The organism is Okeania sp. SIO2C9 (genome assembly GCF_010672455.1).
GTDB lineage: Bacteria > Cyanobacteriota > Cyanobacteriia > Cyanobacteriales > Microcoleaceae > Okeania.
The window spans coordinates 13,444-36,607 of record NZ_JAAHGO010000068.1; the positions used below are offsets into that span (position 1 = coordinate 13,444).

Below are 23,164 nucleotides of genomic sequence, written 5' to 3' on the forward strand. Positions count from 1 at the left end.
GCTTGCTACTGTCGTCGTCGCGGGTTCGCACCGCTTATAAGTATTCAAGCGGACATGATATGATTCAAATTCCCTGTAGGTGTCGTTTCAAACCTCAAATTATTTTGAGTGTGGCATAGTTACCAAAATTATTTATCAGCTAGGTTGATACTTAATTCTCATCTAGGAAATCAAAAAATATTGGTGTTTCTACGATTTTTTCCTTTTCATAGAAGTTATCATCTTGAACACGAATAAATAATGATAAATTCAGTTCTATACCCCCTTAAAAAGTAAAAATATATTTGAAAATAAGAGATGTACGAGGTGAATTTAGGAGACTCTATTATACAACATTTCTCCCGTTTTTAAACCCAAAATAATTTGTATAATCATATACAGAAATTTTATTCATTTTCAAACAAAAATGAGCGACTTATTATATTAAATTTATAGTATTTTTAAGTTCTCTGATTGCCTATGATATTTCACTTTTTTCCAGAATATTTTCTACAAAACCTTTCTCAAAACTCCTACAGAAGACCAAAATCATAAAAGGGTTTTAATTTAATCACAACAGTGTTAGTCTCAGAAGTTGGAGGAGAACAAAAAATATTTTCTCCTTCATGCAATATGATTAAAAATCATTTCTAATTAATTGGCTATGAGTACATCAACTTCTGTTCTATCAGCTTGGCAACTCTTAAGAAATCGTGAAATTACTTGCCAACAAGCATTGGAAAATTTAGTAGATAAACGAGGAATAGTAAATCTACAACTACTTGATAAAGAAGTAGCATATCGTTTCTTTAGAGAATTTCCAGATCGAAAAGACTTACCACCAGTAATTCCTCTACTGTTATGGCGTAACTGTTATTACTTAGCCTCCCCTATAGAAATATGTGCCGATGAGATGAAAAATATGAGCGATCGTACTTTTTCAGACATCAAAATTATTTTTATAGCAGAAAAGAGCTATAGCGCCTGGTATCATCGAGAAAAAATAGACCCCAACTCGATTTCTGGAAATCAGTTAATTAATCCTTTAACTGGAGAGCTAGAAGAAGAAGATGTCTGCGCCACCACAGAATTATATCTTTCTCAAGCAGCAGACCAAATTGGTCGAATAAAAACAATCATTTCCGGCGCTCTGCGTAACCGTGCTAGCGACATTCATCTTGAACCTACTGGAGATGGTCTACGAGTACGTTACCGTATTGATGGCATCCTCAGAAATATTACCACCTTACCAGCAGATATTGGTCGTCGAGTAGTGGTTGCTATCAAGGTCATGTGTGATATGGATATCGCTGAAAGTAGATGTCCTCAAGATGGGAGAATTAGCGAACAATATGTAGGAGAGAATGATTCTAATATAGGAATAGATTTACGAGTCAGTACCCTTCCCTGCGTTGGTGGAGAAAAAGCTGTAATTAGATTACTAACTTCCAAAAATCCTTTTTCTAGTTTGGATAAGTTGGGATTTTCTGAGCGGAGTTTGAGTGTATACAAAAGTTGGTTGCGCCAACCACAGGGAATGATTATTTTTACAGGACCGACTGGTTCTGGGAAAACAAGCACCCTATACACCAGTTTGTTATCAGTGGCAACAGAACACGTTAATGTCGTTACTGTTGAAGACCCAGTAGAATATGTATTACCCGGAATTACTCAAACTCAGGTAAATGAAAGAGCAGGAATGACTTTTGCCGCTGGTCTACGGGCAATTTTGCGTCAAGACCCCGATATTATTATGATGGGAGAAATACGCGATCGCGAGACTGCAGATACAGCGGTAAGAGCTGCATTGACTGGTCACTTAGTCTTGACTACTCTCCACACTAATGATGCCATAGGCGCAATTCCTCGGTTAAAGGATATCGGTCCTGACCCTGCTTTGATGAGTGATGCGCTATTGGGTATTGTTGCACAAAGATTAGTGCGCAAAATTTGCCCCCATTGTGGAGAAGCTTATACTCCGACAAAGACTGATTTACAAATATTGGGTTTAGAACAGCCACAAATATTGCCTTCTATGAGTTTTGCTGTTAGCAAAAGTCTATCTGCTTATGCTTCTGCTTTGAATAATGGTAATGGTGGACAAACTATATCTGCTGTTACTCCGAGTATAAAGCATGAAATTCAGGGAAAATGGCGTATTGGTCGCGGTTGCTCTAATTGTTTCCATTCTGGTTATTCTGGTAGAGAAGCAATTGTAGAATTATTGGATGTAGATGATCGGGTTCGTGAGTTGATTTATGAAGGTACTATGACTCAATTACAGCGTTATTTGAAGCAAAATGGTTTTGTTTCTTTCCAAACTGCTGCTGTTGAAAAGGTAACTCAAGGAATAACTACAGTTGAAGAAGTACAGCGTGTTTTGCCACGGAGTGCTTTATATACTCAGAATTTTACCAGAGGTTGATATTAAATAGGGTTTGTTGAAAAAGTCTTATGAGTGAGGGTCGGAGTCAGGAGTCAGGATTCAGTAGGGGAGGCATGGGTAGGGCGACGTACAAGAGAAAAAAAGAAGGAAGATAAAGAAGAAAGTTTTTTATCATCAGGACTTACGCATACTACCACATATAGTAGGGGTTAACGGTCGTTAACCCCTACAAATGGTGTATAATTTTGTCTTTTGCGTAATATCATGTCCGCTTGAATACTTTTGAATACTTAGGGTTTGCGCTCATAAAGTCTTTTTGCTCTTTGTAGGAGACAGGAGACAGGAGAAATGGGAATGAGCGAAGAGGTAGTAGAAAGAATTGTAAGAATGATTTTTCTGCCTAACTATGCGCCTAAAATACGCTCCATGCATGAGCATGAAGAGCTGAAAACCAGGTACTGCAATTCGACCGCAAAAAAGCTAAAGTCTTTATATGTCAATGCTTTTAGATTTAATCAGCAAGCCCTACTTATACTTTGGTGAAAGGAAGACAGAGGGTAGAAGGCAGCTATGCTGAAGAGTTTCTTTTAATTGAAACTTAATTCTATACACGCTCCGATGCTATCGGACATGATATAAGTCCGGATCATGGTATTAAGCGATTAAGCGGACATAATATAACTTATCTTCTCCACAGGCTTAAAATCTGTAGGAACTCCAGCTACTGATACACATAACTTTCCAGGTAGACTCTAATGATGTGTAATATAACTTTTTGGCGTTGGTGATTTGAGATATGATATCATTTCCGGATCATTAGGGATCAAAAAACTGTCTCCTTCTATTCCTCTTTCTTATTCTTTCTTCCTTCCTGAGTTTTGAGTTCTGACTTTTAAGTAATTAAGATTAATATCATACACGCGCTTCACCAATGCCAACTTTTTTTAGTATCCTCACCCATTTTTAGGTTTCTCAGTCCAGTTATACTGCGCTAACAAAGTTTAACACATTATTATATAATTAATTATAGCAGTCTTCACAAAGGTAGGTTACAGAACTTCTGCCCTCAGCATAAGTGCCTTCTGCCTTTAACTTCCCGCCAGGGAAGTCCCGCGCTCTCCCTAAGGGGAGCGGAGGGATGGGAAAGCCAAGGCCAATAGTCGGATACCTCCACAAATAAAACCTTCCTATACCCTTGACAAGCTAGAAGGTATGGATGTTATCATCAAGGTCAACACAGGGGGAGGACATCACCTCACACGAAACAGCGGTCATTTTTTTCATAATGTAAGAATCCCGTGTTGTCGCGCTATGCGCAACGTCGGGAGTATGTCAAGTAAAAATCTCTGTATTCTATGTTAATGAAAACTGCTACAATATGGTCTATAGGATAGATATTTCAAAAATATAGCTGTTTTTTAGACAGTCCTACAACCATAATGGTATAGATTGAACTTGGGACAAATTACCTGATGATGTTAGCTCCGATAATAAATAAATAAAGAAGATGTATTTCGCTTTCTTTCCTACTCACAGTTTTTTCCACTCCAGGTCTCCCCTACTTCCGTACTCGCTCTAGCATTACGCGAGCACTACTACCGTTTTTTATTTAATGCCGGAGTGGATAAATAACCTCTGTTTTCTACTTTTCTTAGTGAAAACTGATATGAGCGATCGCCTAACTAAAATTATTTTGAAGATACTTCTGTATCAGCTTCTGGAAAACGAGTAATATCATCTTCCCCAAGATATTCCCCATTTTGAATTTCAATCATTACTAGAGGAATTGTACCAGGATTTTCTACACGATGTGCTGTGTTTGGTGGAACATAAGTTGATTGTTTTTGCAGGAGTAAATGTTCTGTACCATCAAACACAACTTTAGCAGTACCAGAAACCACAATCCAATGTTCACTACGATGATAGTGCATTTGGGTCGTAATATGATGTTTTGGTTTGACCTCTATACGATTAATTTTGTAACGTGGACCTTCTTCCAACATTGTGACTGTACCCCAAGGCGGTGTTCTTGTAGGATGTTCATGTTGACTTGAGACCGTAGCTTCAGAATTTACAACTGGGGTCGAAGACTGTTGATTATTTTGTGTTTCACTCATAAATTTTTTTTGGATTACATCAAATAATAATCTACTTTCACATTTTACTACAGAATGCCATTGACATCCTCCCGATGCTGCTCTAGGAGACAGCCCAAGTCCCGCTCCATTGCTGATAGGGGCTTTCTGCTAAATAACATCAAGTTTTTCGTTTTAATCTTGCTTTTAGGATGTCTTATATTAGAGTTGTTGGGAAATAAAAATTCAGGTAGTCCTGTATAGTAATGGTGAATGGTGGCTGAAATGCTTGCTATACCGTTACCGAAAAAATTACAATGCACCACTACCAAAATTCAAAAGCCTCAAAAGCTTACTATATAAGATTTTCAGGATTGGAGGTTTGAAAAACACTATAAACGTTGACTAATAAGGGTTTTAGCCATTTTTTTAGCTTAATTCCCAACAACTCTATTATGTCCGGTTGAATAGTTATTGTATAGTTGGAGCTGGGGATTAGGGGATTACAGCGGTTTTCATTTGGGTAAACCACAGTAGAGACGTTCCATGGAACGTCCCTACAAGATTTTGCTTGTGAAGATGTGGTTCATCAATTTGAAAAGCGCTGTAAGGAATGACAAAAGTGGTTTTATCTCAACGTTGGTTGAAGACCCGCGCTCTCCCGTAGGGGAGCTAGGGCATGTTTGCGCAGCATTCCGCAGGAAAAACCAATCAATAAGAGCGGTTCTTACAATAGTATGCTATACTCAAATAAAATAAGGCTGCTGGACGAGCAGTGTCAGTCTGTGGAGCGACCGTAAGACCGAAAAGAGGTTCGGCCTCGGAGGCAGGTGCTATGTTAGCGCAGCTCCTCTGTCAAGAGGAAGCAGAAAGCCCCTATCAGTGATGTTAGGGAATCCCGCGCTGTCACGCAAGTGCAGCGTCGGGAGGATGTCAATAGTTCTTTCTCTTTCTTATTTCCAACTAATCCGCATTAACCCAAGCGGTGGGGAATAAAATGTTTAGGGGAATAGTCTATAACCCTGGTGTTTCCAACTAATCCGCATTAACCCAAGTGGTGGGTTCCCTTATTTTTAAGAGAAATGGCTAAAAAAGTTTCCAACTAATCCCTATTAACCCAAGGGGTGGGGAGCAATGATATTCTGAGATAACACAGATGAATTGTCTTTATTGCCAAAGCCATAAAGTAATCAAAAATGGTCATCGTTAGGGAAAACAGAGTTACTTGTGTCGTGACTGTGGCCGTCAATTGCCTCCTAACGGAGGAGCTACGCTTTCGAGAAAACCCATGTCCTAGTGCAGAATGGCGGAAATAACTGACCAGTTACACAATCCTAAAAGCCTTACCAATCAATACTTCTGACTTCTGACTTCTGACTTGGTGACTTCCGCGTAGCGGCACTAGAGGTTATAGTTCTGATGTGAAAATGTCCCTGAATGGTATGGGATTCCGAGATATTGAGAGAGTCACTGGTATTTCCCACAACACAATACTTAACTGGGTGAGACTGGCAGAAGCCCAGATTCATCAGGAAAACTATGAAATTCCTGAAACAGCTAAAATTGACAAGCTTTAGACTTTTGTGGGCTCAAAAAAAACAAAATTTGGGTCTGGACAGTTGTGAATACTAAAATGCCGGGAATTCTGAAGTTTGTGATCGGCGATCGCTCATTGCTAACTTTCACCACATTATGACAGATGATTCAGGGTTGGGCTTGTTTCTTATATGTTACAGATGGATACAAAATTTATCTTTGTTTAATTGAGAATTGCGTTCGCGTAGCGGTGCGGAGCACTATCATCTACTCAGCAAAACCGCTAGCTCCGAGAGTAGAAGGAGAAAACTGCTGTCTGAGGCACTATTTAGCCTGGCTAAATCGTAAAACTTTGTATTATTCCAAGTCCACTGAGATGTTGTACAACTCAATTCGCTTGCTTATCTATTATTGGAAACATGGACAACTCCCTAAATTTTCCTAATTATATCATGTCCGAAGGCAATCGTTTGTGTAAAAGTTAGCGTGGATATCTATAAGGAAATTTAAGTTTTTTTTCTTGCTCTTATACCAAATCCAAAAAAGGTAGTTACATCTTAATTTGTGATTTATTGCTACAATTAAAAATTTTATATATCAATCAAATGTCAAAATTAAGAATTTTTTCCTCTTTTTTATCTAGTTTTTCTTTCCCTGTTGTCTGTTCCCTGTTGTCTGTTCCCTGTTGCCTGTTGCCCGTCTCGAGACTGTAGCAATATTTTATGAAATTGGCATTAAGCCTTCCTGCCTTCCGGAGCTGTTGCCTACCTTTGCTATACAACAACGATGCTACCGGACACGATATTATTCGTCACTGTGCAATGCCAAAAGGTTTATTTATTTTCCGCAGATGTTTAATGTAGAAGCTCTAGTTCCTGAATTCAGAATTATGGTTCCTGACTGACTCCTAACTAACAATCTAACTCACAAACAACCCGCTCTAATTCTGTCTTCAAGAAATTAGAAGCACCTTGTTGATAAATCTCCAGCAAACTGCGATAAAACCATAACGAACCCTCTTTTCCCCCCCTTAAACTTCTGCCAAACTGTATCGCCTTCTCTATAAAAGTCAGCTAGAGTAGAACGAGCATTATGTAATTTGTCCGCCATTGATACCCGCAGCACAGAAGTCGAAGCACAACGCATTTTTTCTAAATACCGTAACTTGCGTTCGCGCCACGGTGGTTTAGGTATTGTCAAAGATTCCGTGCAACTATCAACAATACTTAGAACCCTCTCTCCAAACTGTTGCCTAATTAATTCACGAGTCTTTTCTCCTCCTTGATCTTCCACAGCATCATGCAAAACAGCAGCGATCGCTTCATCTTCATCCCCACCATCTTCCAACACCAACACTGCCACACTAAGCAAATGACTAATGTAGGGAATATCACTACCTTTTCTCACCTGATGAGCATGAAGTTGAGTTGCTAATACTAAACCCGTATTTCTCACAAACTGATTTAAGAAGCCGATTAACAAATTGAAACTTGTGGTTTTTCCCAACAAGAGAAATATGGTCGGACAGCTCCGAGACCTCGCTATCCCATCCTACGGAATGCTGCGCAAACGACCGCTGTCTTGGTCGATTGGATATGGCTCTGGGACTAGCTCTTGACAGAGCCGCTCCGAAGATCGCCATCCCATCCTAAGGTCATGCTGCGCAAACGACCGCTTTTTTTCCCCGATCAAGGGGAGGCTTCAAGGCGCGAATTATTTAATTATTAATTATTAATTATTAATTATTAATTATTAATTATTCGGTAATTATCCCTCCAGAGAAATTAGCGATAACTTCTTTTGCTTTAACTCTACCAAAATTGAATTTTTGAAAGATGTACTGACTAGAACTTGGAGTCATAAACTGAGTAGAATTTGACTAATTTTTGGGGATTTATTATAGCAAGTTTTGTGATTGTATTCAACTCTTGATTGAGGAACAAATTAATTAATTTTTCTTGAAAAAATCGCGGTTAATTTCTACTTTTTCCACAGTCTAATCAATTGGGTTCTAAACTCTAGAAAGAACAACACACTGTGGTTTTCTCTAATTGGCGATCGCTGTGTTAAAACCATTGTCCCGTAAATCTTCTGGGGTTGGAGACCGCATTCTTTGTGAGAAATGCGGGTAAAGCTTGTTCAAAACGATTTGAAAGTTTCATATTTTCTGATTAGATGTCTTTATTTGATAGTATAAAGTAGTGGTGAAAAAGGGGGTTGGAGTAAGATTTTTTTTAAACAAGCTTTGAAGGAGAATTCATAAGCTAGAATTCAATAGTTAGGAGAGAAAGACATTTTTATCAGATAAATAATGTCATTTTTTTTTGTAGGTAGTTTTGGGGGTAACTGTACAATCTGATTTTATATCAGTAGGAAATTCTAACTCTAGGCTCAATAACTACTGAATTATATTACTATTATAAAATTTCCAAGTTTATTGAATATTTTTAGTTATAGTTTGACGCAAATTCCAAGGAGATAATACTTCGACTTTTGCTCCCCAAGCCCTCAAACGCATAATTATGTTGTAATGATCTTTACGGTAGTTAACTCGACAATAAATATCATCGGGAGAACGAACTTTTAAGATTTTTAATAGCTCCCGTTTATGTTCTAATTTACCCTCCGAACTATTAATCAAACTTTGAGCTTGTTTATAAGAAATTTTTGTGAATAAATTTTCTATTTCCGTACCTTTAATATACAGATTATTAAAGTATTTATCGAACCTAATTAGTAGAACATCTTTAGGTTTATAAAAATCAAAACCCCAAGCTTCATTTCTCTTTATTTCTATTTCCGGTGGTTTTTTTGATTGACATATTTTGAGAGAAAAATTAGGCAGATTAACTCTATGCCAATCTAACCTCCAAACTTTTTATTCTGTCAAGACGATAATCATACCAATCTATTCTCGTGCCACTATAATCCTTTAGAGTTTGACCATAAGCAAATAGATAAGGTGCGCGCTGAGAATAGTAAAGACAAACAGGATAGACTATATAATCTTCCTCATCATCTTGACGATCTTGAAAATTTCTAGCACTAACATAAGTAATTTTTATAGGTGGAATAGGCTGAGAATGCCAAATCTCTTTGAGTTTTTCCCGGAAAGAAAGTATTTATTGTTAATGATAACTGGTGATGTACAATAGATAACTTCCTACAGTATCCGCTGAGAAAAAGATACTCTCAAAGTAGACTTTGCTAGGACTCCTTTTAGTTAAGCTATTCAAGTTTATGGAGACCAAATTGTCAAAGATGTAGCAAAAAAGCTAGATCAAATGATTTCTGGGGGATAACTTAAAGAAGGGAAACTGCTGAAAATAAAAGGACCTATTTCCGTATTAGCAAGTTATACTTTTGCCCATCAACTGGGACATTTATATGGAGCGATCGCCGTTTCAGACACTCGTTTAAATGCTTATGTTGTTGTTATTAGCACCACTCCCGACTATCCTCTAGGAACTCGCATTGACTTGGAAACTGGTAATTATACAAGTACCTCCTTTACCTTCGTTGGAACCATCATTTTTAATCTATTGGGAACGATGATATTTTCAGGACTTACGCAGAGACTCTACATATAGGGAGGGGGCCATTCGGAGCTTTGCGGAACGCAAATACCATTCGCCCCTACAAACCGACGCTCCCACAGACCTGAGAGCGCGGGTCTCCAACCAACGTTGAGATAAGAATTTGAATTGATAAAAAAAGCCGGTGAGGAGACTCGAACTCCTGACCGTTCGATTACAAGTCGAGTGCTCTACCAACTGAGCTACACCGGCAACGTTCTTAATAATAGCAAAGCTGCAACTATTTATGCAACCCCTTTTTACTTTTAAATCACATTTGTTTTAAATAGCTTAATAAATCGGCCATTTCCCGATCGGTGGGCTGAAATTGGGGCATAGGTGGTGTTTGGCCACTAACTACTTGCTTAATAATTGCCACATCTGACTTGCGTTGGGAAATTCCTTCTAAATATGGTCCTATCTGACTTTCTAACACCCACTCGTGACAACCTGCACAGTTCATTTGAAAAATTGCATGGCCTTGAACTGGGTCTCCATCGATAGACAATACTCTCTTTGTATAAGGATCGGAAACCTGAAACTGCCTAAATCCTAAAAACATAAATAGGATTGCCAACAGAACAGCCAGACCAACTAAGGCGCTCCACTTCAGTAAGACTTCTTTTTTGGTATCAGCAAGCTGGTTATCCAAAATCTTTAATATCTCAAAAAGTATCTACAAGAAAGTTTAATATCAATTAACATACCTTAACAGCATTGCTCTTTTTAGGGTAATACTTTTATGTCAAGTACAAAGATTTAATATTAATCAATACTTTGAGGAACTATATTATTTATATTTGTATACAGAACCAATTTGGTATCTTGACCTTGATGACATTTTTGAGCCATGGAGTCTCGGTGGGATAGAGGCCAATACTAGAAAAATATTCTCATACTCCTCCATGATGAATATTCGTATCTTCTCACTCTCTTTTTGGTATATTTACCCGCGTAAAAATTTGAGAGGCAAGTCATACATGGATTAAAGCAATACTTGAAAATACTTTAATACGTCCCATCTGCCCATCTGCTCCTATATTTTTAAATAAATCCCATAAGGGTTTTATATATTGGCCTGGGATTTCTTTACTGGCACTTCCTCCCCAGACTCAAAAGAAATAGTAATATTGATCGATAAACAAATAAAAATTTCAACTATTAAGGAGTTGGCTTCGTGGTAGAACCATTACTTTCTGGAATCGTACTAGGTCTGATACTCGTGACATTGGCAGGACTATTTTTTGCAGCCTACCAACAATATCGACGGGGCAACCAATTAAACATCGACTAGATTAGTCAATCTCTCCTCTTGTTGGGGACGAAAGAAAGTCAAAGCTGTATTGCCATAAACTTTCTGCCGACAAATTTCTAAGGTGGACACTGATTTAACAGACAATCCTTCGGGACTATGTTCCACTGCTAACTCGCTGGTTGGTGCTAGAAGTTGATATTGGGCGATCGCCTCCAATACTGGTTGATATAAATCACTAGCATAAGGTGGGTCAAAATAAATCAAGTCAAACTTTTGCCCTACCAGCACTTTTAAACGTTTTAATACATCTCCTCGTAACACCTGAAATTCCTGGGATGACCTGGCCACAAGTTGCCAATTTTGATGAATTACAGTACAAGCAGGGCCATACTTTTCAATAGCGATCGCTAAGGATGCTCCTCGACATAAAGCTTCAGCACCCATGGAACCCACACCTGCACATATATCCAACCATCTACAACCAACTATATTAGTTTGCCAAATATTAAAGACTGCTTCTCGCACTTTGGCTAAAGTTGGGCGAGTGGTCATTCCTGGTAAAGTTTTTAACGGACGATTTCCATATATCCTTAAATTCATGGTTGTTCTAACCAGCTAAGGCCAAATTTTCAGATATAACTTTACTAACAAAATTTGACAAAATTTGTAGTCCAAGAGTAGAAGATTTTTCTGGGTGAAATTGTACTGCCATTAAATTGTTTTGACCTACTGCTGCTGTAACTGTTTGATGGCCGTGAGTGACTGTTGCTGCTGTAACTTGAGAGTCAGTGGGGTCAACATAGTAGGAATGAACAAAATATACCCAAGGTTGAGAAGTTATGTCACTCCACAAAGGATGGTCTGGTTGAGTAAATTGTAGTTGGTTCCAACCCATTTGGGGAATTGTCAGACCAGGTTCAGATTTAAACCGACGTACTTTTCCAGCAAGTATTCCTAAACCTGGTTCCTGACCTTCTTCGCTACTTTCAAATAATATTTGCAAACCTAAACATATACCTAAAAAAGGTTTACCTGAAGCAATGACTTGTTTTATGGGTGTTTCTAAGTGGCGTGAGCGCAAATGTTGCACTGCCGGGTCGAAAGACCCTACTCCTGGTAAAATTACTGCATCAGCTTGTTCTATTTCTATGGTCGAATCTGTAATTTTTGGGGTTGCACCAGTTTTTTCTAAACCTTTACAGACAGAATGTAAATTGTTAAACTAAGCAAGCTCATTTCCAGATTATTCTTTTATAGAACCTGCTCGTCTTCAGAACCGGACGTGAGACTTTCACCTCATCACGGCTCCTCTCTTAAACGTCCCTTTTCATGGGTACACCCCTGCCTTAATATCAACATATCGTCAACCCATAAATAATCTTCAGGTAAATCCTGTAACTTTGGTTTTGCGTATGTCTTTTTATCTAAGGCAGTTTTAGTATCGTGGCAATGTCGGTGCAACAGTTGTTTATTCTCATAAGTGTTGTCACCGCCTTCAGACTTTGGTTTTATATGGTCTACTTCTAATAGGTCATTTGGTCTAAAGGTTAGTCCACAAAATGCGCATTTATTCTTTTGTCGCTTTAATAGCGTTGTGACTTCTTTCCTTACGCCTGGATGTTTTCCGATTCTGCTACTCCAATAAGTCCAGTCACCGTCATAGGGTGATTTATTACCTTTTACCTTGATGTGGCTTATAATAGGAACATCTGAGTGTTGGTTAAGTATATATTCGCCGTCATTAAGTATCCAATCTCTGGTTTCTTTGTAGCGAGGGAAATACTTATCTTTAACCCATTTGGCTGGCTTATTTGGATGCCTTCTACTTGCCCATCGCCATAGTCTTTTCCATAGGAGAAAATCAAGTTTTTGAAATATCTCTTTACTGATCGCGGCTGAGTAGTAGTTAGCCCATCCTCTAATTACCGGGTTTAACTTGCTTATTAAAGCCTCTGTTGGAGCGGTTTTGTGTGAGTTACATATATCCGCCAGTTTTCGGTAGTGGGTTTTTATACTTTTGGAGGATGGTTTAATCAGCGTTTTGAATTCTTTTTTGGTTGTCTTAATGTTCCATTGCCTGATAGTGAAACCAAGAAAGTCAAATCCAGGTTTGTTTCCTTCATGTTCTTCCAAGGTGTGGGCAATCTTAGTTTTCTCTGGTTTTAGTTCTAATCCTACTTGGTTTAACCATTCCTGTATTACGGCTTTTGCTTTTAAAACTACTTTGATGTCTTCGTGTAGGATTACAAAGTCATCAGCATAGCGTATTAGGGAAAGACTTTTCATTTTGTCTCTCTGACCTATTTGCCTTCCTCTGTTATCTTTAATATCAAGAGTTTTGGCAAATTCCATTAGCCTTTCTTCCATACCGTGTAGGGCGATGTTTGCTAGTAAGGGCGATATTACCCCTCCCTGTGGCGTTCCTTCCATAGTGCTTGAGAATTGATTATTGTCAAATACACCAGCTCTTAACCATTGTTTGATTAATTGCCTGTAGGGTGTCTGACCTAATTTTCTCAACAGTGCATCATGGTTAATTCGGTCAAAACATTTTGATATATCAGCATCAAGTACATATTTTGACTTTTTGTTAATGCTGAGATAGATTGCTTCAATAGCATCATGCGTTGACCGTCCTGGTCTAAAACCATAGCTATTAGGCTCAAAGCGTGCTTCCCACTCTGGTTCCATACCTAATTTTACCAAGGCTTGTAATGCACGGTCGTACATTGTAGGGATTCCAAGAGGTCTCTTTTCATCCCTCCCTGGTTTTGGTATATATACTCTGCGGGTCGGGCTTGCCTTGAGGTGTCGTGATGCTAGTAGGTTCACCAAGTTAAGTCTTTGTATGGGTGGCAGGTTTTTAATACCATCTATCCCCGCAGTTTTCTTCCCCTGGTTATCCTGTGTCACGCGCCTAACAGCTAGCAACCTAGCGTAATAGCTTTTTAAAAGAAGTTTTTGGTATCTGTGCATCTTGCGGAGTTCGCCACGGCTGGATGCTTTGTAAATCAATTTTTGTAATTTGAATACAGATTTCTCCACTCGTTTCCAATTTATATCCTTCCATTTAAGGACCGGATTGATTGAAATTTGTGAAGGTATATCGCCTGTATCCCTTGCTACGCTTAAAAATGGCTTAGGATTCCCTAACTTTCTTTTTAGTGTCTGAGCTTTATTCATTACTATTCGTTGCCTTACATTACGTCTAACAGTGGGTAAGTCTGCAAATAAAGCTTTTTACCCAATCCTACTCCCCCTAAGACCTACGACTAAAGTGCGTAGATTGACCTTGAATGGCTTCCTAAGTTCTCGACCTATATTCTTAGGTGTCAAAGAGAGGTTTCCTCGTTCCCTTATTCCTTTTTACGGCTGATTTAGTGGGGTAAAATCTCCCGGAGGGTTCAGTATGGTTGTTGATAATATCACGCACATAAGATTATCCAATGACCCTCTGACTTTCGTCCTACATTCCATAGCTACCTTTGGAGTGGTTCTACGTAACGAGAGTTTAATCACCTTCCTATTCGTCCACTTGTCAGCCTTTGCTTGCGGTATCGTTCCTCGGTAACTGGTATTTTCCCGCTTTTAGACCAGCTTCACAGATTGATGTTCAGTCGCTACCATGTGGCCTATGCTGTCAACCCAACAACAGGGCGGGTGGAATTTCACCACCAAGGTAATAAGAGTTATTCACAAGTCGAGGTTATCCTCATGTGTTGACTTGGAACGGCCATTTATACCTAGTTTCCTAGTTTAGTGGCCAACGAGTCGCACACCCATATCGTAGTCTATGACTGCAATAGTTGGCATTAATTTTTCTCCTTATTTTGTGATTGGCAATTTTATTATAGTCAAGAAGTTAGTATGATTTAAAGAATTTACACATTTTTTTATTTTGTCTTTGTTTGAAGAATGAAAATCAAAGTTTTACTGACATCATTTGATATATGGAAACCTCACCATAAATCTAATTCTTCTGATGATTTACTTAGTTTAATATTTGTTCAAAATTTAACTAATTATTCGTTAAGTTTTTTAAGAAAGTTACCTGTTGATACACAGATAGCTACAGAGATTGTTATTGATAAAATAGAAGAAATTAAGCCTGATGTGATTGTTTGTTGTGGTATGGCAGAAAAAAGAAAAATTCTCACAATAGAATCTCAAGCTAGTTGTGGAGAAGTTGTGATGAAAACTTCTATTGATTTAGCAGAGTTAGTTTTAGGATTGGATGTAACTGAGATTAGTAATGATGCAGGAAAATTTGTTTGTGAATACTTGTATTATTCAGTTTTAAAATATCTCGATATGCGTTGTTATCAAAGTAAATGTATATTTGTTCATGTGCCTGTTTTAACAGAAAATAATCGGGATAAAATTGTAGGAGATTTTATGAAAATATTATTATCTATCGTTTAATAATTGATATAGACCCCATTTTATCCAAACAATTCTATGCTTATTCAAGGCTTCAGTTATTAAATAATAAGTCAAGCATAGCTATGTTTTTAATGATTATAGACATAAAGTGAATATATATTATTCATAATTGACTATCTTCCTACTCTCTATTATCTTATTAACTAAGATGTAGCAAAACTTTGCCGTCTACACAGTGTTTACAATTGCTTGGGATTTTAGCACCCATCTACTTTTTCCTTCTTTCTTCTTCCTTATTCAAGGCTGGTATGAATTGAAGCTTGATCTATAACTACAGAACAAGAGTTTAGCTAAATCTTTACTAAACTTATCTCAAAAATTAATGACTATTTCACTGTCAATTACTCCCTAATGTATTTCGTAATTTAGTTGATTTTTACATTCCATTAATCCCAGAACATGATTTTTTTTTACTTTGGCAACTCTTGAAGGTTATTATTTCTGATTGTTCTTACCATCCGTCAGGAATATCTGCCTTCAAAGAAAATCTACTTTCATCTAAATATCTTAAGTCTATTTCTCCTGTAAAAAAATCTCAGGATATATAAAAACTCTGAAACTTTTACCTCTATTCTATGTTCCCTTTTCCCTAAATTAAAAGATATTTTTACCCGCAACTGAAATAAAATTGTTATAGCTCTGTCTCTCACTTGAGGAAATTGACTTTGCAAACTATTCTTTCTCAAAGTTTTTTCGTCTCCGTATTTAATTCTCTAATAAACCCGAGCTAAATCACCATTTTGCTTCCTTTAATCTCAGAATATATTTTGAGGACAAAAATCGGCAATTAATTTTGTGTGCCTGCTTAGTAGCAGTTTTCTATTTATCAGAAAACATTGGTCTTTAATCATTAGTTTTAAAAACATTAAAATAGTTGCTTACCGAATAATTAATAATTAATAATTAATAATTAATAATTAAATAATTCGCGCCTTGAAGCCTCCCCTTGATCGGGGAAAAAAAGCGGTCGTTTGCGCAGCATTCCGTAGGATGGGATTGCGAGGTCTCCTCGCCATATCCAATCGACCAAGAAAAGAAATAATATCTCCTGATATTCAATCAAGGACGGTTTTAACCAGAGGTAATTATCAATTATCCATTATCAATTAATGAATGGGGTATTTTGAAAAGTATTATTTCCTGAATTTTAGAATATAAAAAAAATGAGGAATAGATTTTAAATTTCAATTATCTTCATTGACAGTATATTTTTTTTGTGATAAATTACAAATATGGTCTAAAAATGTATTTATTAGGGAACAACTATCTCTATAATTACCTGTAGCTAAACTGACCCTGGATTGAATCAATGTACAAATAATCTAGGAGTTATAACAAGAGTAACTCCTCCTAATCAAGGCTTAAATATAGAAAGAACTGATTTAAAGAATATTCTTAATAGTACCGAAAAATACTCCACTGAAGTGATGATACTAAAAACTATTAGTATTTTATCTGTCATTCTCATATTTTAAAAAATTTTATCTTTGTAATTCTGTACTATAGCTATCAGCCTTGAGTCAGTTAATTAATTAAGTATACGGCAAGATGCTCAACCTACTTTAGGGAGTATAAAAAAAATTAGACTGATATATCTAATTGTATTTGCTGCTATGAATAATTGTATATGGGTGTTAGCTCGAACAAGGTGTTTTTGAGAAAGTATTCCAGTAAATAAAGAAGTCTGCTTTTCACAGTATCACCACCTATAAGTTCAGAAGATACGTCAAGTTATTGAAAATAATCATAAAAATATTTTGAGCAATCATGTTCAAATTTTTTTAAAATAAATCATCCAGTTGAAAATGAAAATATCTATCATATCGAAGAAAAAAGTGTAAAAATAAACGCTATAATTTACCCAGTTAGCAAAAATAAAATTATCTTAATTACTAATAATATTCAAGTGATTAACTCCAATAGTAAATTACAAAAAAAACACTCTATAGTTACAGAAACAGATGAACAATTACAAACACTTTTAGAAGCAATACCAGGATTAGTTTCTTGGATTAGCTCAGATTTATATTATCTAGGAGTAAATAGACATTTAGCTGAAATTTACAAATTATCTCCAGAAGAATTTATTGGTAAAAAGATTGGTTTTCTGAGTGGAGATGATGCAGAATTTCCCAAATTTGTACGTGATTTTTTTGATAGTAACTCCACCGTTACTGTACAAGAAATGAAATCATCTGTAGGCCAATATCTCATAGTTGCTCAAAAATACAATCAGGGTCAAGCAGCGTGTACTGTTGGACTTGATATTACTGAACTACGGCAAACAGAAACAGCTCTAGCATTGACAGGTAAAGCAGTAGAAAGTAGCAGTGAAGCGATTAGTATGACCGATGCTAGTGGTAATCACATCTATCAAAATTCAGCATTTACTCAACTTTTTAATTACGCAACAGTAGAAGAATTAAATGCTAATGGTGGGTTACTAAGTTTAATAACAGATGAGAGAGCAGCTCAACAAATATCTGACACTATGAAAAATGGAAAATCATGGAATGGAGAAGTCTCCTGTCGTAGTCGTGACGATCGCCTAATCCAGATTTTTATCCGGATAGATGCGATCGAAGATGCAAAAGAGCAAGTAATAGGATTTGTTGCTGTTAGTGCAGATATTACCGAACGAAAGCAAGCAGAGAAACAAATGCGGGAAAATGAACAAAGATTCCGAGCGCTAATTGAAAATAGCACAGATATTATCCAAATTTTAGACAAGAATGGCATTTATCAATACCTTAGTCCCTCCCAAGAACGAATTTTAGGTTACACTTCTCAAGAATTAATAGGTAAATCTGCATTGGAGTTAATTCACCCCAACGATCAGTGGTGGATGAAACAGGTAATAGAAGGAGTAAAACAACATCCAAAAACACGCCGGGGGTTAGATGAATATCAAGTCCGCCATAAAAATGGTAGTTGGTGTGTATTTGATGCAGTAGTAATGAATTTACTTGATGATCGATCAGTTCGGGGAATTGTCATCAACTGCCACGACGTAACAGAAAGAAAATCAGCAGAGGATAAACTACTGCATCAATCTTTGTATGATAGTCTCACAGATTTGCCAAATAGAGCTTTATTAATGGATCGACTACAGCAAGCATTGGCACGTACCCGCAGAACCCCCAATTATCTATTTGCTGTACTCACTATTGACTTAGATAGATTTAAGATAATTAATGAAAGTCACGGTCACTCTATGGGAGACAGACTCTTAGTCGAAATTACCAAAAGAATCCAAATTTGTTTGCGACCAATAGATACGGTAGCACGAATAGGTAGTGATGAGTTTGTTATTCTTCTAGAGACAGTTCACGACCAAGAAGATGCTATAGGGTTAGCAACTCTGATACAAACAGCGATCGCTCAACCTATAGAATTATATACTCAGAGACTCTTGATTACTGCGAGTATCGGTATTGTCATCAGTTCAAACGATTATCAATGGGCAGGGGATCTGCTACGAGATGCTAATATTGCTATGGATCAAGCTAAAGCTCAAAATCCGGGGAGTTATTTAGTATTCACCATATCCATGCACAACAACGTTACAGAAAAGATGCAATTAGAGCATGACCTGCGTCACGCTTTAGAGATGTTAGAAGATTTAGCTTCCCCAGTTACCAATAATTTTTTTCTCAACTACCAACCAATTATTTCTCTATGTACAGGTAAATTATTAGGGTTTGAAGCTTTAGTACGCTGGCGACATCCTGAACGCGGTATTATTTCTCCAGTAAAATTTATCCCCCTGGCAGAAGAAACAGGTTTGATTCTTCCTCTCGGTCAATGGGTATTGTGGGAAGCTTGTCGTCAACTCCAAGAATGGCAGGAAATCTACTCTCAAACTGACCTGACTGTAGCTGTAAATATTTCTGGTAAACAGTTTTCTCAACCTAACTTAATTTTACATATTCAAGGTATTTTGCAACAGACAGGTACAAATCCTCAAAGGTTGAAAATAGAGATTACAGAAAGCGTGGTCATGGATAATGCTGAGTCTGCTATTACTGTTTTATCTCAACTGCAAGAGTTAGGAATACAGTTAAGTGTTGATGATTTTGGTACAGGATATTCATCTCTGAGTTATTTGCATCGTTTTCCTATTAATACTCTGAAAGTAGATAAATCTTTTGTGACAAATATGGGAATTAATGGCGAAAATTGTGAAATTGTGCGGGCAGTTATTACATTAGCTCATAGTCTGGGATTAGATGTGGTAGCAGAGGGGATAGAAACAGATCAACAGTTGAGTCAACTTAAGAATTTAGGATGTGAATATGGTCAAGGATACTTATTTTCTAAACCTGTAGATGCGGAAAGAGCAACAGCATTATTAGATACTAATTTTTTGGAGTCAGGAGACAGGAGTTGATTAATTGATAATTGATAATTGATAATTGATAATGGATAATTGATAATTACCTCTGGTTAAAACCGCTCTTGGTTGAATATAAGGAAATATTATTTCTTCTCTTGGTTGATTGGATATGGTTAGGAAACCTATCCATCCCTCAACCGCTTTTTTCCCCTTAAAAAGGGAGGCTTCAAGGCGCGAATTATTTAATTATTAATTATTAATCGGTAAGAGGGAAGATGTGGGGAGAAATAGTACAAAAAATTCAATACACCAGAGCAGGTGTTTCCTCACTCATTGATGCGCTAAAAGACTTGACTACTATAATTAGGGTTTGCTGAAAAAGTCTTATGGGTGAGGGTAGGAGACAGGAGACAACCCATCCCTAACCCCTCCGGTGGAGGATAAGATAGGATAAATCTGTACTTAGAGGAGATAGGAGTAAGAATTGTAAGAATAATTTTTATGCCCAACTATTAGCCTAAAATACACTCCTTTTTCAGGGTTTTCTACGTGATACCAGGCACTTTTTAAAGGTTCCAAAAAGGCACTTAACCTTTCTCTGTAAATACTTTTAGATTTAATCAGCAAACCCTAATTATATAGAACTCAATATATTACAGCACTTTTTAGGATAGTGAGGTACAGTTTGAAAATTAATATTTTTTTCCCTACTCCCTACTCCCTACTCCCTACTCCCTAAAGTCCTAAAATTTTGTACCTCATCAACTCCAAAACTGCTGTAATATTAGACATCTCCAGAAAATAAATCTTTTAATTAGAGCAGGCTAAGGATACGAAAAATTCACCCTAAAAAATCTTTTTTCGTGCCTTTGCGCGTAAAAATATCTTACCTGTTACCTGTTGCCTGTTGCCTGTTGCCTGTTGCCTGTTGCCTACTCTTGCAAAAAACCTATATCTTTTTCGGAGATTTCTATTGAAGTAAACGATCGCCAGACTCCACATCAAACCAATGAATCTGTTTAGCAGGTAATTCTAAAGTTACTAATTCACCCCAAGTTTGGTCATAAGGAACTAAAGCACGGATATTTTGTTCGGAATTTTCTACCCGAACAATTAACAGTTTTTCCTTACCTAAATTCTCTACCAAAAATACCTTACCTTTAATAGCAACCTCAGAATTTTCAGCCAAAACAAAACGTACATCTTCCGGACGAATACCCATAACAATTTGTTTTGGAATTGTGGGAAAATCAGGTAGAGGAATTTTAAAATCACCCAAAATAGCATAATTTTCTTCACATTTAAGAGTCAGTAAATTCATTTGCGGACTACCGACAAAACCAGCTACAAATTTATTAGCAGGACGACTATAAATTTTATGAGGTGCATCAAGTTGTTGTAAGTAACCATCATATAAAATTGCTACTTTACTTGATAAAGTCATTGCTTCCGTTTGGTCGTGAGTCACATAAACTACAGGTTTTTGTTGAGAATTAAATAACTGTTTCAACTCTGCTCGTACTTGTTCGCGCAATAGTGCATCTAAATTACTGAGAGGTTCATCTAACAAAAATACTTCAGGGTTGCGTACCAGCGATCGAGCTAATGCCACCCTTTGTCTTTGTCCACCAGACATCTCCCGGGGTTTGCGGTCTAGCAATTGTCCTAATTCGAGTTTCTGAGCAACATTATTAACTCGTTGCTGAATTTCATCTTGAGGTATTTTGCGGAGTTTCAAAGAGGCAGCAATATTTTCAAAGACCGTCATGTGCGGGTAAAGGGCGTAACTTTGAAACACCATTGCAATATTACGACCGCCCGGTGGTACGTTTGTTACATCGCGATCGCCTATCACGACTTTACCCTGAGTGGGTGTTTCTAACCCAGCAATAAGTCTTAGTAGGGTTGATTTTCCACAACCAGAAGGTCCCAGTAAAGTTAAAAATTCCCCATCTTCAACTTCAATATTCATATCTTTAACGGGAATGACATTTTTAGTAAATTGTTTTCTGAGATTTATTAATTGCAGTTTTGCCATGATATTTGATTATTTTTTACCTTTTGATTTTCACTTACAGCAGGTTTTAATTTCGGTTAACATCTGGCCTGCTATAGCAACCGCCAGGTTGATGTTTGACAATTAGTGCGAGCATCTTGCTCGCCTCATAAATCATCATAATTACCGAATAATTAAGATTTAAAGCCTCTCCTTGGCTTCGCCGCGAGCTGCCTACAAGGAGAAACAAGCGGTCGTTAGCGCAGCTTCCCGAAGGGTGGGATGACGCAATTCGGAGCGACTCTGATAAGAGCGGGTCTCCTCGCCATATCCAATCGACCAAGAGAGAAAAATTTTTCATGATTAGTCAATCCTATCCGTTTTCAAGGAGAGGTAATTATTAATTATTAATTATTAATTGTTGAACCGATGCCCTAACTATAGTGGCGACTGCTATATTTTAACTGGACTCACCAAGACTTTCTTGCGTCTGTTGGGAATCCAAACTAAATGGACATGGGCTAAACCTATAGAATGGTTGCCATGACGATATATTTTTTGCTGGTTTCTCATGTTGATGGGTTGATATTTATGGACAACTTGATGATAATGGAGACATGAGCAAAAAAACAAAAAACATGGGATGCCAGTAAGTTCTACTGCATCCCGATAAAAATCTATCAGCCATCCTAGAATATTTGTGCGGTGAAGCAAACAAAGTGTTTAACTGTTCTGTTTATTACGCCCGACAAGTTTTTCTTAAGGAAAATAGATTTGTCACTCAAGGTGAGCTTTGCGGGCAAATGAAATGGAACAGACATTTTAACGCGATGTATGCTTCTAGTGCTCAACAAATATGCAACGGCATTGTTGAATCTTTCAAAAGTTTTAAACAACTGTCGAAACTGTTTGGAAGCGGTGAATTGGTTAACAAGCACAAACCACCTAACTATCGAAAACCCGGTTTATTTACCGAATTATTAATTATTAATTATTAATTATTAAATAATTATGGTTTAAAGCCTCCCCTTTTAAGGGGAAAAAAGCGGTCGAGGGATGGCGAGGTCTCCTCGCCATATCCAATCGACCAAGAGAAGAAATAATATCTCCTTATATTCAATTCCGTAACGGTTAAAACCCGAGGTAATTATCAATTATCCATTATCCATTATCAATTAATGAATGTTTCTTATCCTAAAAGATGGTTGAAACTGACCGATAAAGGAATTAGAGTTCCATGATTGACGCAAGGTTAAAGCATGGTTTGGATTAGAGAATTTCTATATCCCAATGGCTAGTAACCTAGACTGGAACTCAATTAAAGAGATTAGGATTTTACCTCATCACGGCTGTTTTTATGTCGAGTTTGTCTATGAATTGACATCCTCCCGACGCTGCTCTAGGAGACAGCGCGGGATTCCTAACCATCGCGCTCTTAGGCCTTTCTGCTGCCTCTTGCAGAGGAGCTGCGCTAACAATGCACCAGCCTCCAAGGTCGAGCCTCTTTTCGGTCTTAAAGTCGCTCCACAGACTGACACTGCTAGCCCAGCAGCCAGACTCTAAGTTTAACATACTATTGACAA

Annotated in this window: 12 protein-coding genes, 1 tRNA gene and 4 pseudogenes; 7 read left to right on the plus strand and 10 right to left on the minus strand. The window is 37.3% G+C overall.

The features are described from left to right. The first annotated feature begins 643 nt into the window (after window positions 1-643). Window positions 644-2,404 (plus strand): GspE/PulE family protein, encoded by a 1,761-nt coding sequence (locus F6K23_RS31725; protein ID WP_293163509.1) that lies wholly within the window; start codon window positions 644-646, stop codon window positions 2,402-2,404. A 1,649-nt stretch (window positions 2,405-4,053) separates the two neighbouring features. Here the strand turns inward: F6K23_RS31725 and F6K23_RS31730 are convergent. Beyond that, window positions 4,054-4,482 (minus strand): phosphomannose isomerase type II C-terminal cupin domain, encoded by a 429-nt coding sequence (locus F6K23_RS31730; protein ID WP_293163511.1) that lies wholly within the window; start codon window positions 4,480-4,482, stop codon window positions 4,054-4,056. A 1,364-nt stretch (window positions 4,483-5,846) separates the two neighbouring features. On the opposite strand from F6K23_RS31730, the pseudogene F6K23_RS31735 reads away from it, so the two are divergent. Then, window positions 5,847-6,421: pseudogene (locus tag F6K23_RS31735) on the plus strand (IS1 family transposase); the annotation flags it as partial. A gap of 515 nt (window positions 6,422-6,936) precedes the next feature. Here F6K23_RS31735 and F6K23_RS31740 read toward each other — a convergent pair. Next, the gene (locus tag F6K23_RS31740; RefSeq protein ID WP_367267879.1) at window positions 6,937-7,431 is read right to left on the minus strand and encodes an HD domain-containing protein; all 495 of its coding nucleotides are present in this window, start codon (window positions 7,429-7,431) and stop codon (window positions 6,937-6,939) included. A gap of 979 nt (window positions 7,432-8,410) precedes the next feature. Beyond that, a pseudogene (locus F6K23_RS31745) lies at window positions 8,411-9,098 on the minus strand (TIGR03985 family CRISPR-associated protein). A 204-nt stretch (window positions 9,099-9,302) separates the two neighbouring features. On the opposite strand from F6K23_RS31745, the gene F6K23_RS43010 reads away from it, so the two are divergent. Beyond that, a complete protein-coding gene (locus tag F6K23_RS43010; protein ID WP_375340807.1) occupies window positions 9,303-9,566 on the plus strand; it encodes a hypothetical protein in 264 nt (87 codons plus the stop codon). Window positions 9,567-9,691: 125 nt separating this feature from the next. On the opposite strand, the gene F6K23_RS31750 is transcribed toward F6K23_RS43010, so the two are convergent. Both F6K23_RS31750 and F6K23_RS31755 read right to left on the minus strand, forming a co-directional pair. Then, window positions 9,692-9,764, minus strand: a tRNA-Thr gene (locus F6K23_RS31750). Between the two features lie 58 nt (window positions 9,765-9,822). Continuing rightward, entirely contained in the window at window positions 9,823-10,203 is a 381-nt protein-coding gene (locus tag F6K23_RS31755; RefSeq protein ID WP_293163514.1) for a cytochrome c, read from the minus strand. A 525-nt stretch (window positions 10,204-10,728) separates the two neighbouring features. Here F6K23_RS31755 and petG point away from each other — a divergent pair. Beyond that, window positions 10,729-10,845 carry a cytochrome b6-f complex subunit V gene (petG, locus tag F6K23_RS31760; protein ID WP_124147707.1) on the plus strand — a complete coding sequence of 39 codons (117 nt, stop codon included), beginning with the start codon at window positions 10,729-10,731 and terminating at the stop codon, window positions 10,843-10,845. Here the strand turns inward: petG and rsmD are convergent. From rsmD to ltrA, 3 genes and pseudogenes are all read right to left on the minus strand, one after another. Next, window positions 10,831-11,406 (minus strand): 16S rRNA (guanine(966)-N(2))-methyltransferase RsmD, encoded by a 576-nt coding sequence (gene rsmD / locus F6K23_RS31765; RefSeq protein WP_293163517.1) that lies wholly within the window; start codon window positions 11,404-11,406, stop codon window positions 10,831-10,833. The two genes, petG and rsmD, sit on opposite strands and share 15 nt — an antisense overlap. A gap of 7 nt (window positions 11,407-11,413) precedes the next feature. Then, window positions 11,414-12,022: pseudogene (gene hisH / locus F6K23_RS31770) on the minus strand (imidazole glycerol phosphate synthase subunit HisH); the annotation flags it as partial. Between the two features lie 83 nt (window positions 12,023-12,105). Beyond that, window positions 12,106-13,989, minus strand: a complete 1,884-nt coding sequence (ltrA, locus tag F6K23_RS31775) for a group II intron reverse transcriptase/maturase (protein ID WP_293163520.1) — start codon at window positions 13,987-13,989, stop codon at window positions 12,106-12,108. A 732-nt stretch (window positions 13,990-14,721) separates the two neighbouring features. Between ltrA and F6K23_RS31780 the strand changes: the two genes are divergently transcribed. Both F6K23_RS31780 and F6K23_RS31785 read left to right on the plus strand, forming a co-directional pair. Further along, window positions 14,722-15,228: a peptidase C15 gene (locus F6K23_RS31780; protein WP_293163523.1), complete on the plus strand. Its 507-nt coding sequence runs from the start codon at window positions 14,722-14,724 to the stop codon at window positions 15,226-15,228. Window positions 15,229-17,155: 1,927 nt separating this feature from the next. Beyond that, complete coding sequence (locus F6K23_RS31785) at window positions 17,156-19,639, plus strand: bifunctional diguanylate cyclase/phosphodiesterase (protein ID WP_293163526.1); 2,484 nt, start codon at window positions 17,156-17,158, stop codon at window positions 19,637-19,639. Window positions 19,640-20,555: 916 nt separating this feature from the next. On the opposite strand, the gene F6K23_RS31790 is transcribed toward F6K23_RS31785, so the two are convergent. Both F6K23_RS31790 and F6K23_RS43015 read right to left on the minus strand, forming a co-directional pair. After that, window positions 20,556-21,623: an ABC transporter ATP-binding protein gene (locus F6K23_RS31790; protein ID WP_293163529.1), complete on the minus strand. Its 1,068-nt coding sequence runs from the start codon at window positions 21,621-21,623 to the stop codon at window positions 20,556-20,558. A gap of 414 nt (window positions 21,624-22,037) precedes the next feature. After that, a pseudogene (locus tag F6K23_RS43015) lies at window positions 22,038-22,154 on the minus strand (IS200/IS605 family transposase); the annotation flags it as partial. Between the two features lie 230 nt (window positions 22,155-22,384). On the opposite strand from F6K23_RS43015, the gene F6K23_RS31800 reads away from it, so the two are divergent. Next, entirely contained in the window at window positions 22,385-22,579 is a 195-nt protein-coding gene (locus F6K23_RS31800) for a hypothetical protein (RefSeq protein WP_293163534.1), read from the plus strand. The last annotated feature ends 585 nt before the right edge of the window (window positions 22,580-23,164 follow it).